Origin of the sequence: Variovorax sp. TBS-050B (assembly GCF_029893635.1) — a bacterium.
In the GTDB taxonomy this organism is placed as follows: Bacteria; Pseudomonadota; Gammaproteobacteria; order Burkholderiales; family Burkholderiaceae_C; genus Variovorax.
In genome coordinates this window covers 434485-445919 of sequence record NZ_JARXYR010000002.1, presented here as the reverse complement: position 1 = coordinate 445919, position 11435 = coordinate 434485, and the positions used below count along the sequence as shown (strand labels likewise).

Genomic DNA, 11435 nt, shown 5'->3' with positions numbered 1-11435 from the left:
TGCAAACTATTGTTGCCCAGCGGCCGGTGGACAGAAAAATCCGAGAAAAGCGAGAACTAGTTGCGGCGCTTACCCGCGCGAGCAGGCCCGCGCGGAACTGTCAGGGCCGCAGCGCTTCGGTCAGCCGCAGGATGTTCCCCAGCGCCTCGCCGAAGCGCGGTTCGAGAAAAGGCCCGAGCTGCGGCAGCAGCAGCTGCATCATGCCGATGCCCGCGAGCAGCGTGAGCGGAAAGCCGACCGCGAAGATGCTGAACTGCGGCGAGGCGCGGTTCAGGATGCCCATGGCGAGGTTCAGCGTGAGCAGCGCGGTCACGAGCGGCAGCGACAGCATCAGGCCGTTGGCAAAGATCTGCGCGCCGCCGTTGACCAGGAACATCCAGCCCTGCGCCGCGAGCGGTGCATCGGCGATGGGCAGGGTCTGGAAGCTCTCGGCCAGCGCGGCGACCATGAGCAGGTGGCCGTCCAGGGCGAGGAAGATCAGGATCGCGAGCATGTGCATGAAGCGCGCGATCACCATCGTGGCGCCGCCGGCCATCGGATCGAAGAAGGACGCGAACGACAGGCCCATCTGCAGGCCGATGTATTCGCCCGCGGCGAGCACGGCCGCGAACACCATGCGCATCGTGAAGCCGATGGCGGCGCCGATCAGCACCTGCTGGATCACGATCCACACGCCGCCGGCCGAGACGACCGGCACGTTCGGCATCGGCGCCAGCGTGGGCGCGATCGCGACCGCGAGCAGCAGCGCGATCCCGACCTTGAGGTTGCGCGAGACGCCGGGCTCGCCGAACACCGGCGCGGTGCTCACGAGCGCGAGCATGCGCACGAAGGGCCAGAGAAAGGCCGTCAGCCACGCGGACAGCTCCGCCGAAGTGACGGAGAGGATCGAAGGCATTCAGGCGACGAGCTGGGGGATGCTCGAGAACAGCACGCGGATGTAGTCGAGCATCTGCGAGAGCATCCACGGGCCCGCGATCACGAGCACGGCGAACACCGCCAGCAGCTTCGGAATGAAGGACAGCGTGGCTTCGTTGATCTGCGTGGCGGCCTGGAAGATGCTGATCACCAGGCCCACGACCAGGGCGACCAGCAGCATCGGCGCACCGAGCAGCAGCGAGACGTGGATCGCCTGGCTGCCGAGCGACATGACGGATTCGGGCGTCATTTTTTCCGGAATTCCTCTAGAGGTAGAAGCTCTGTGCGAGAGCGCCGATCAGCAGCTGCCAGCCGTCGGCCATGACGAACAGCATGAGCTTGAACGGCAAGGCGATGGAGGCAGGCGGCACCATCATCATGCCCATCGACATCAGCACGCTCGCGACCACCAGGTCGATGATCAGGAACGGAATGAAGATGGTGAAGCCGATCTGGAACGCGGTCTTCAGTTCGCTGATGACGAACGAAGGCAGGAGGATGCGCAGCGGCACGTCCTCGGGGCCCTGCATCTCGGGCGTCTTCGCGATCCGGGCGAAGAGGGCGAGGTCGTTCTCGCGCGTCTGCTTGAGCATGAAGGACTTGAAGGGCGCGATGCCTTTCTCGAGCGCCTTCTCGGCACTGATCTTGTTCTGCGAGAACGGCACGTAGGCTTCGTCGTAGGCCTTGTCGAACACCGGCGACATCACGAAGAAGGTCAGGAACAGCGACAGGCCCACGAGGATCTGGTTCGGCGGCGACGACTGCGTGCCGATGGCGGTGCGCAGCAGGCCGAGCACGATCAGGATGCGGGTGAAGCTCGTCATCGCGAGCAGCAGCGCCGGCAGGAAGGAGAGCGAGGTCAGCAGCACCAGCGTCTGCACGCTGAGCGACCAGGTCTGGCTGCCGCCGGGGCCGGGCGTGCTGGTGACGCCGGGCAGGCCCTGCGCGAGCGCGGCCGCGGGCAGCGCGAGCGCGAGCAGCATCAGCACGGCGCCGCGCAGGCGCCGGGAAGGAACGGCGCCCATCATCGACCCGGCTGCGCCCTGAGTCCGAGGGACTCGCGCAGCTTCTGCGCGAACAGGTTGGCCGCGCCCGCGATGCGCGGGTCGCGCGCCTCGGCGGTGCCGGCCGCGGCCGGTGCGACGGCAGCCTGCGCCGGCAGCGAATGCAGCGTGTTGACCTGGTTCGACGTGACGCCCAGCACCAGCCAGGTGGCGCCGACCTCGACCACCACCACGCGCTCGCGCTGGCCGACCATGGTGCTCGACACCACCTTCACCAGGTGGCCGCCGCCCAGGCGCTGCAGGCCGAAGCGGCGTGCCGCCCAGGCGCAGAGAAAGATCAGGCCGAGCACCGCGAACATGCCGAAGCCGGCCTGCAGCAGGCCGGAGGCGCCCACCGCGGGTGCGGCGGCCGTCTCCACCGGCGTCGGCACCGTGGGCAGGGCCGCGTGTGCGGCGGCGCCCCAGGCGGCGGCCGCGAGCAATGCGGCCGCGTGCCGCAGCCCGCGTCTGGCGGAAGGCTTCATGACCGACCGAGCTTCTGCATGCGCTCGGAGGGGGTGACGATGTCGGTCAGGCGGATGCCGTACTTCTCGTTCACCACCACCACCTCGCCCTGCGCGATCAGGTAGCCGTTGATCAGCACGTCGAGCGGCTGGCCGGCCAGGCCGTCGAGCTCGACCACCGAACCCTGCGACAGCTGCAGCAGGCTCTTGATGGTGATGCGCGTGCGGCCGAGTTCGGCCGTGAGCTGCACCGGCACGTCGAGGATGCGCTCCACGTCGACGGGCGAGCCCGCGCCGGGCGTGGCGGCCTGCAGCGGCTGGAAGACGCGGCTGCCGGCCGGTGCGGCCGCGGGTGCGGGTGCGCGTGCCGGCGCGGGGGCCGGAGCGGGCGCGGGTGCGGGTGCAGGTGCGGGCGAGGAGGCGGCGGTCTGTTCGGCCAGCGCGCTGGCCCAGTCGTCCGCGTCGCTGGTGGAAGAGGTGTTGTCAGTCATGGTCGTTCTTCGGATCGCTGTCTTGGTGGGAGATCATCTGCTGCACGCGCAGTGCGTAGCGCTCGTTCGAGACGCCGTAGCCGCATTCCATGACCGGAATGCCGTCGACGCGTGCAACGATCGACGTGGGAAGCTCGATGGGCAGGACATCGCCGGCCTGCAGCTTGAGCACCTCGCCGATGGTCGAGGGCAGCGTGATGAAGTCGGCGGTGAGCTCGACGTCGGCGCTCTGCATCTGCTGCGACATCTGGCGCACCCAGCGCTTGTCGACCTCGATCTCGTCCTGCACCGGGTTGGAGAGCAGGTCGCGGATCGGTTCGATCATCGAATACGGGATGCACACGTGCAGGAAGCCGCCCACGGGGCCGAACTCGATCTGCAGCGTGGTGTTGATCACCACCTCGTTGGGCGCGACGATGTTGGCGAGCTTGCCGTGCATCTCGGCGCGCACGTAGTCGAAGCTCAGCGGAAACACCGGCTGCCAGGCATCGGCGTAGCACTGCAGCGTGAGGTTCAGCAGGCGCTTGATGATGCGCTGCTCGGTGCGCGTGAAGTCGCGGCCTTCCACGCGCACGTGGTAGCGGCCGTCGCTGCCGAACAGGTTGTCGACCACCAGGAACACCAGCTTCGGATCGAACACGAAGAGCGCGGTGCCGCGCAGCGGCTTCATGTGCAGCATGTTGATGTTGGCCGGCACCGGCAGGTGCCGCACGAACTCGCCGTACTGCTGGATGTGGATCGGGCCGACCGAGATGTCGGCGCTGCGGCGCATGAAGTTCAGCAGCGAGCTGCGCAGGTGGCGTGCGAAGCGCTCGTTGATGACCTCCAGCGTATGCATGCGCCCGCGCACCACGCGGTCGGGTGCGCCGAGGTCGTAGACGGGCAGGCCGTCCGCGCTCTTCGCGGCGCCGTCGTTCTGCTCGTTCCCGCCGCCGGTGACGCCTTGCAGTAGCGCGTCGACCTCGTCCTGGGAGAGCACTTGTTCATAGGCCATGGATCGCCGGTTCTTGGAAAGAGGATTACTGCACCATGAAGGTGTTGAAGGACACGCTGGCGATCTCCTGCGGAGGAATGCCGGCGCCGAGCGGGCGGCTCAGTTCGAAGCGGATCTCCTCGGCGAGCCGGGCCTTGTCCTCGGTGGTCACCAGCGACTCGGGCGGCCGGTTCGACAGCAGCAGCAGCAGGCGGCTGCGCACCTCGGGCATGAATTCGGTGATGCGGGCCTTGGTCTGTTCGTCGCGCACCTTGAGCGCCATGCCCACGTGCAGGAAGCGCGGGCGGCCGTCGGAGCGCACGTTGACCGTGAGCGGCTCGAGCGTGACGAAGATCGGCTTCTCGGGCACCGCCGCGGCGGGTGCGGCGGGCGCGGCGGCTTCGCGCTGGTTCATCAGGTAGTAGCCGCCGCCGGCGGCGGCCACCACGGCGACCAGCGCCACGCTCAGGAGCACGATCACCAGCCTGGACGATCGGCCGGTGGCGGCGGGAGGAACGGTTGGAATTGCGACGGAAGGACTGGTAGCCATATGGGAGCTGCGAAGCGAGTCGGATTCGGACTATTTTTCGCCAGGTGACCGGCGGGCGAAGGGCTGATCAAGCGCGGGAAAAGGCCTCAGATCCCGCGTTCGCTTCAGGCGAAGGTGTCGACGGCACCGGCGGCGGACCGGCGCGGCGCCGCGGCGGGCGTGGACTGCACGGCATCGGCCGCGGCGACGGCCTGCGGCGAAGCGAACGGGCGCGGCGATCCGGGCTGCTGGCGCTGCTGCGGCTGCTGGTCGAAGCCGCCGCCCTGTCCGGGCGAGGGATGCGCCTCCGCGCCGACCGAGGCATTGCCCAGGCTGATGCCGCTGTCGGCCATGCTGGAGCGCAGTTGCGGCAGCGCGGCCTCGACCGCGCGGCGCACGCTTTCATGCGCCGAGACGAACATCGCCTGCGCCTGGTTGTCGGCCAGCGAGAGCGTCACCTTCAGCGGCCCGAGGCCGGCGGGGTTGAGGTTCAGTTCGGCCACCTGGTAGCCCGCGGCGCTCATGCGCAGCATCTGCTGGCCGATGGCCTTGCCCCAGGCCTCGCTGCCGACCGAGGGTTCCACCGAGAGCGTGGGCACGTGGACCGAGGCCGGCGGCACGTTGGCCCGGGCGGCGGCGGCCGGCATGAAGGGATGCGATGCGAGCACGGCGGTGGCGGCCGGCGTGGCCGGCGCGGCGCTCGATGAGGTCGACAGCTCGGCACCGCGCGCGGCGGTGTCGGCCGGCTCGGCATCGGCGGCGGCATCGTCGGCCGAGGAAAGAAGGGCGTCGCGCGGGTGGCCGGAAGCGGCGGCCGCGGGTGCGGCAGCTGCCGTGCCGGCGATGGCGACGGCGGCCTCGGGCGCGGCGCCGCCATCGACGGCGGGCGCTGCGGCGGTGGCCGTGGCATCGGGGCCCGCGCCGGCCGCGGGGGTGGCGGGCAGCGGCGCCTCGGCCACGCGCTGCACGGCGGCGGCGGTGCCGGCATCGGCCGCGGTCTCGGGCGCGGCGCCATTGGCGGCGGCCTGCGCGCTGCCGGCCTTCGCGGCGTCCTCGCCTTCGGGCGCGGTGGCGGCCTTGGTCTCGCTGGTGGCCGTTGCGGCCGCATCGGCGGCCAGCGTCTCGATGGGGGCACCGTTCGGCGGCAGGCCGGTCGCGGCGACCGGTGCATCGGCGGAGACCGCCGCGGGCAGCCTGGCGGGCGCGTTGGCGATCAGCGGCGCGAAGAAGGCCAGCGGCAGCGCCTCGGCCGGCAGTTCGTCGCGGCGGTCGCCGCCGCGCCCGGGCTTGCGGCGCGCGATGGTGTCGGTCGCGGACGCGTCCTCGGCCGGCGGTGCCTTGCCGTCCGCATGGCGCGAGCGGTTCAGCACCGCGTTGAAGCTGCGGCCGTCGGGCTCCTCGGCACCGCGGCCGCGCGGGCCGGCGCCGTTGCCGGCAGCGGCCGGGGAGGCCGCCGCGTTCGCGCTGAAGGAAGGGGCGATGAAAGTGGGCATGGCGAAGGGATTCGTCGTCAAGGTGTCGATGGGGAGGCGCGGTCGAAGAACTTGCGCGCCGCGCGCTCGTCGCTGTCGCGCTGCTCGCGCCGTGCGCCGGCCGCGAGCTCCTGGCGGCGCAGCCGCTCGGCCAGCGCGTCGAAGGAATTGAGCCGCCGCTTGTGGTGCTGCCATTCGCTGCGGCCCAGGTCGAGCCGGCTCGCGGCCTGCGCCACGATGGCCTGCTGCTGCTGGATCGCGCCGTCGAGCGTGGCGAGGAAGTTGCGGTAGTTGTGCCACTGCGCGGAGGGCAGGCCGTTCTGCATCAGGATCTGGAGCTGCTCGCTGTAGTCCTGGCGGTACTGCAGCAGCAGGTCGAGCTTTTCGCGCGCGCTGACCTGCGCGTTCTGCAGCACGCCGAGCTGGCGGGCGGCATCGTCGGTCTTGGCGCGCGCGAGGTCGGTCAGCGTGTCGAGGGGCAGTTTGTTCGGCATCAGGGGTCTCTCAGGTCGGGTCGAAGATGGCGCTCATGCGGGCGATCGATTCGCCGTAGGCGCAGCGCTCGTGCATCGGCTGCTGCAGGAAGGACTCGATGCGCGGGTAGAGCGCGATCGCCTGGTCCAGCTGCGGATCGTGGCCGGCCGCATAGGCGCCGACGCTGATGAGGTCGCGGTTGCGCTGGTAGCGCGAGAGCGTCTGCTTGAAGCGGCGCACGGTGTCGAACTGCGCGGGCTCGATCAGCGAGGTCATCGCGCGGCTGATCGAGGCCTCGATGTCGATGGCCGGGTAGTGGCCGGCCTCGGCCAGCGCGCGTGAGAGCACCACGTGGCCGTCGAGGATGGCGCGCGCCGAGTCGGCGATCGGGTCCTGCTGGTCGTCGCCCTCGGAGAGCACGGTGTAGAAGGCCGTGATCGAGCCGCCGCGCCCGCTGGCGTCGCGCGCGCCGTTGCCCGCGCGCTCCACGAGTGCCGGCAGCTTGGCGAAGACCGAGGGCGGATAGCCCTTGGTGGCGGGCGGCTCGCCCACGGCGAGCGCGATCTCGCGCTGCGCCATCGCATAGCGCGTGAGCGAATCCATGATCAGCAGCACGTCGCGGCCCTGGTCGCGGAAGTACTCGGCCAGGCAGGTCGCATAGGCCGCACCCTGCAGCCGCAGCAGCGGCGAGTTGTCGGCCGGCGCGGCCACGACCACCGAGCGGGCCAGGCCTTCCTCGCCGAGCGTGTGCTCGATGAATTCCTTCACTTCGCGGCCGCGCTCGCCGATCAGCCCGACCACGATGACTTCGGCGCTGGTGTAGCGCGCCATCATGCCGAGCAGCACGCTCTTGCCCACGCCGGAGCCGGCGAACAGGCCCATGCGCTGGCCGCGGCCGACGGTGAGCATCGCGTTGATCGCGCGCACGCCCACGTCGAGCACCGAATCGATCGGTGCGCGCGTCAGCGGATTGATCGGCGGCGACGACAGCGGCACCTTGCGCGCGACGTCGAGCGGCCCGAGCCCGTCGAGCGGACGTCCACCGGCATCGACCACGCGGCCGAGCATGCCTTCGCCCACCGGCAGCCGCTTGGCATGCGCCTCGCCGGGGTTCGCGCCGGCGGCGGGCTGCGCGGCGCCCGGGCGGGCGAACACGCGCGCGCCGGGCACGAGGCCGGCCACTTCGCTCTGCGGCATCAGGAACAGGCGGTCGCCCGCGAAGCCGACCACTTCGGCCTCGGCATGGCGTTGCGCATAGCCGGGCGGCAGCTCGATCAGGCAGTCGCTGCCCACGGGCAGCTGCAGGCCCACGGCTTCGAGCACCAGGCCGACGGCGCGGGTCAGGCGGCCCGAGGTCGCGACGCTGGCGCACTGGCCGACCTCGCTGCGCGCCTGCGCGAGCGTGGCGCGCCAGGCCTGGAGGTGCGGATTGGGCGGCGGCGATGCGGCGGTGCGTGCGGCGCTTGGCATGGCGTCAGGCACCTTCGGCATCGGCATAGGGGGAGAAGGCGCCGACCACGCGCTTCCAGCGGGTTTCGAGCGTGGCGTCGATCTCGCCGCTCGCGCAGCGCACGCGGCAGCTGCCGCGCGCCAGCGAGTCGTCGGCGCGCAGCTGCCAGCCGGCCGACTGCAGTTCGCTGCCGAGGCTGTTCTTCACGAGCTGCACGTCGTCGGGATGCAGCAGCAGGCGCGGTTCGCCCTGCAACGCGGGTTCGGTGTGCAGCAGGTCCTGCACCAGCGCGAGCACCCAGTCGTGATCGACGCGCAGCGTGCGGTGGATCACCTGGCGCGCCACGTCGAGCGCGAGCGCGAGGATCGCCTGCGAGAGCTCGCCCTCGGCGCTCTGCAGGGCGGCCGGCAGCGAGGCGGCCAGCGCGCGCAGTTGTTCGGCATGGGCGGCGGCGCCCGCGAGGCCGGCGGCCAGCCCCTCGGCGTGGCCTTCGGCATGGCCCTGGGCCCAGCCTTCGCGGCGGCCCTCGGCCTCGCCCGCGGCACGGGCTTCCTGCCGCAGGCGCTGCAGCTCGGCCTCGCGTGCGAGCAGGGCCGGGTCGCGGCGCGGCGGCGCCGGAGGCGGCGGTGCGCTCGCGCGGGCGGCGCGCGCGTCGGCCTCGAGTGCACCCATTTCCCAGCGCTGCCAGGCCGACAGGCGCGGGCGCGCGGCGGCGGAACCGAAGGTGGCGTCAGACGAAGTCATCGGTGCCAGGCGTGGAAACGACGATCTCGCCCGCATCCGCCAGGCGGCGAACCACCTGCAGGATGGCCTTCTGCTCGGTCTCGACCTGCGAGACGCGCACCGGGCCGCGCAGTTCGATGTCCTCGCGCAGCGTTTCGGCCGCGCGCTGCGACATGTTCCTGAGGAACTTCTCGCGCAGTTCCGGCGCCGAGCCCTTGAGCGCGACGATGAGCGAATCGGACTCGATGTCCTTGAGCAGACGCTGGATGAAGCGGTCTTCCAGGTCGAGCAGGTTCTCGAACACGAACATCTCCTCGACGATGCGCTGGGCCAGCGCCTCGTCGTGGGCGCGCACATGGGCGATGGCGTCCTCTTCCTGCGCGCTGTTCATCAGGTTCACGATCTCGGCGGCGGTGCGCGCGCCGCCCAGGCGGCTGCGCTTCAGGCCTTCGCCCGAGAGCATCTCGGTCAGCACGTCGGTCAGCTCGGCCAGCGCCGCGGGCTGTACGCCGCCGAAGGTGGCCACGCGCAGGATCACGTCGTGGCGCAGCCGCTCGGGCAGCTTCTCGAGCACTTCGGAAGCCTTCTTGCGGTCGAGGTGGACCAGCAGCGTCGCGAGGATCTGCGGATGCTCGTCGCGCACCAGCTCCACCACTTCGCTCGCTTCGAGGTCGTTCAGGCGTTCGATGCCGCCGTGCGGCTCGTCGGGCTGCAGGATGTCCTCGAGCAGGTTGCTCGCGCGGTCGTCGCCGAGCGCCTTGCGCAGCACGGCGCGGATGTAGCTGCCCGAGCCCAGGTGCAGCGCGGAGAGCTGCTCGGTCTCGAGCCGGAACTCGGCCAGCACGGCTGCCAGTTCGTCTTTCGAGACCTGGCTCAGCTTGGCCATCGCGGCGCCCAGCGCCTGCACTTCGGTGGCGGGCATGTGGTGCAGCGTGGCGGCGGCGCGGTCCTCGCCGAGGGACATCAGCAGAATCGCGGCCTTTCGGGTGCCTGCTTCGCTCATGAGTTCATCCAGTGCTTGAGGAGGGTGGCAACCAGGCGCGGGTCCTGGTCGGCGGTCTGGTGCACGTAGTCGAGGTCGGCCTTCTGGCGTTCGACCTCGCGCAGCCGCGCGTTCTCGCGCGCCGCGATGGCCTCGTCCTCGGCCGCATCGCCGGTCGAGACGGGTGCTGCCGCAGCGGCCGGCGCGGCCTCCGGCGGCGGTCCAAGGTGGCGGCGCAGCAGCGGCCGTAGCACCGAGAACCAGGCGAACAGCGCGAGCAGCGCGATCAGCAGGTACTGGCCGGCGGTCTTCGCGAGGCCGAGGTTGGCCGGGTCGCGCCAGAACGGCAGCTCGGGGCCCGAAGCCTCGCCGGCATCGCGGGCGAAGGCGGTGTTCACCACGTTGAGCGAGTCGCCGCGGTCCTGGCTGAAGCCCATGGCTTCCTTCACCAGGTTGCGGATCTCCTCGACCTCGGCCGGCGTGAGCGCGCGCGGGGCCAGCTTGCCGCTGGCATCGGGCGCGTCGCGGTGGTTCACCACCACCGCCACCGACAGCCGCTTCACGCCGCCCGCGGCCTGTTGCACGTGGCGGATCGAGCGGTCGAGCTCGTAGTTGGTCGTCACGTCCTTGCGCGAGCTGCCCGGTCCGGTGAGGGCCGTGGCGGCGGTGGCCGCGGCGGCGCCCGGCGCGGCGGCGGCATTGGGTGCGTTCGGCGCCGGCGGGGTGCCGGGCGCGGTGATGGGCGCGCTCGGCGTCTGCGGCGGCTGGTTCGACAGCGCGCCGGGCACGCCGCCCGGCGGCGTCGCGCCCTGCTGCAGCGATTCGCTCGAGGTCTGGCTGCGGATGGCCGGGGCGCGCGGCGCCTGGTTCGGGCTGTAGCTTTCCTCGGTGCGCTCGACCACCGAGAAGTCGATCTCCGCCGCGACCTGCGCGCGCACGTTGCTGGCGCCGAGGATGGGCTGCAGGATCGCCTCGATGCGGCGGATGTAGCCCTGCTCGATCTCCTGCGCGTACTTGAGCTGGCTCACGTCCAGCCCGCGCGCGCCGGCGTTGGCGGCCGACAGCAGGTTGCCGTTCTGGTCGACCACGGTCACGCTCTTGGCGTTGAGCTCGGGCACGCTGCTCGAGACCATGTGCACGATGGCGCTGACCTGGCCTTCGTCGATGCTGCGGCCGCGGTGCAGCGACAGCACCACCGAGGCCGAGGGCTTCTTCTGGTCGCGCACGAATAGCGAGGGCTTGGGCAGCGCGAGGTGCACGCGCGCGGTCTCGACCGAGCCGATCGATTCGATGGAGCGCGCGAGCTCGCCTTCGAGGCCGCGCTGGTAGTTGACCTGCTCGGCGAAATGGCTGGTGCCGAACTTCTGGTTGTCGAGCAGTTCGAAGCCGACGCCGCCGCCCTTGGGCAGGCCCTGCGCCGCGAGCTTCAACCGCAGCTCGGGCACCTTGTCGCTCGCCACCAGGATGGCGCTGCCGCCCTGGGTGAACTTGTAGGGCACGTTCATCTGCTGCAGCGACGCGATGATCGCGCCGCCGTCGCGGTCCGACACATTGGTATAGAGCACGCCGTAGTCCGGCCCCCGGCTCCAGAGCATGAACGCGGCGGCGGCCGCCACGATGGCGGCGCCGCCCACGATCAGGGGCAGCTTCGGCTGGGCGCGCAGGCGGTCCGCGAGCGCGGAGCCGGACGAGGAGGGCGAAGCAGCAGCGGAGGGCGCTGCGCCGGCGCCCGCGGGCGCCGCCGGACTCATTGGGCAACCTCCGCCGCTGCCGGCCACGCCGGACGGCGCGGGGTCTTGGAAGGGAACGGGAGGCTTGGATGTTCTGGGGTCATGCCGGGGGGCCGTGTGTGGTCAGCGGGCTTGGGGTTCGGCGTTGATTCTCAGCAGGCGCGCCATATTCGATTGGTCGAACAACCG

General features: G+C 71.1%; 13 protein-coding genes. All 13 read right to left on the bottom strand.

All coding sequences use genetic code 11. The features are described from left to right. Positions 1-100: 100 nt before the first annotated feature. Positions 101-895: a flagellar biosynthetic protein FliR gene (gene fliR / locus M2165_RS05005; RefSeq protein ID WP_280813577.1), complete on the bottom strand. Its 795-nt coding sequence runs from the start codon at positions 893-895 to the stop codon at positions 101-103. Next, positions 896-1165: a flagellar biosynthesis protein FliQ gene (gene fliQ / locus M2165_RS05000; RefSeq protein WP_280813576.1), complete on the bottom strand. Its 270-nt coding sequence runs from the start codon at positions 1163-1165 to the stop codon at positions 896-898. Positions 1166-1181: 16 nt separating this feature from the next. Then, the gene (gene fliP / locus M2165_RS04995; protein WP_280817473.1) at positions 1182-1898 is read right to left on the bottom strand and encodes a flagellar type III secretion system pore protein FliP; all 717 of its coding nucleotides are present in this window, start codon (positions 1896-1898) and stop codon (positions 1182-1184) included. 41 nt (positions 1899-1939) lie between these two features. Next, positions 1940-2443, bottom strand: coding sequence for a flagellar biosynthetic protein FliO (gene fliO / locus M2165_RS04990; protein ID WP_280813575.1), 504 nt, complete (start codon positions 2441-2443; stop codon positions 1940-1942). Further along, positions 2440-2913 carry a flagellar motor switch protein FliN gene (gene fliN, locus M2165_RS04985; RefSeq protein WP_280813574.1) on the bottom strand — a complete coding sequence of 158 codons (474 nt, stop codon included), beginning with the start codon at positions 2911-2913 and terminating at the stop codon, positions 2440-2442. Before fliN ends, fliO begins: the two co-directional genes overlap by 4 nt. Beyond that, positions 2906-3907, bottom strand: a complete 1002-nt coding sequence (gene fliM / locus M2165_RS04980) for a flagellar motor switch protein FliM (protein ID WP_280813573.1) — start codon at positions 3905-3907, stop codon at positions 2906-2908. Before fliM ends, fliN begins: the two co-directional genes overlap by 8 nt. Before the next feature lie 25 nt (positions 3908-3932). Further along, positions 3933-4436 (bottom strand): flagellar basal body-associated protein FliL, encoded by a 504-nt coding sequence (gene fliL, locus M2165_RS04975; protein ID WP_280813572.1) that lies wholly within the window; start codon positions 4434-4436, stop codon positions 3933-3935. A gap of 104 nt (positions 4437-4540) precedes the next feature. Continuing rightward, positions 4541-5908 (bottom strand): flagellar hook-length control protein FliK, encoded by a 1368-nt coding sequence (locus tag M2165_RS04970; RefSeq protein WP_280813571.1) that lies wholly within the window; start codon positions 5906-5908, stop codon positions 4541-4543. A 17-nt stretch (positions 5909-5925) separates the two neighbouring features. Beyond that, complete coding sequence (gene fliJ, locus M2165_RS04965; RefSeq protein WP_280813570.1) at positions 5926-6381, bottom strand: flagellar export protein FliJ; 456 nt, start codon at positions 6379-6381, stop codon at positions 5926-5928. A 10-nt stretch (positions 6382-6391) separates the two neighbouring features. Further along, entirely contained in the window at positions 6392-7831 is a 1440-nt protein-coding gene (fliI, locus tag M2165_RS04960) for a flagellar protein export ATPase FliI (RefSeq protein WP_280813569.1), read from the bottom strand. A 4-nt stretch (positions 7832-7835) separates the two neighbouring features. Beyond that, complete coding sequence (fliH, locus tag M2165_RS04955) at positions 7836-8555, bottom strand: flagellar assembly protein FliH (RefSeq protein WP_280813568.1); 720 nt, start codon at positions 8553-8555, stop codon at positions 7836-7838. Next, positions 8542-9537: a flagellar motor switch protein FliG gene (gene fliG, locus M2165_RS04950; RefSeq protein WP_280813567.1), complete on the bottom strand. Its 996-nt coding sequence runs from the start codon at positions 9535-9537 to the stop codon at positions 8542-8544. Before fliG ends, fliH begins: the two co-directional genes overlap by 14 nt. Beyond that, positions 9534-11267 (bottom strand): flagellar basal-body MS-ring/collar protein FliF, encoded by a 1734-nt coding sequence (gene fliF, locus M2165_RS04945; protein WP_280813566.1) that lies wholly within the window; start codon positions 11265-11267, stop codon positions 9534-9536. Before fliF ends, fliG begins: the two co-directional genes overlap by 4 nt. Between the last annotated feature and the right edge of the window lie 168 nt (positions 11268-11435).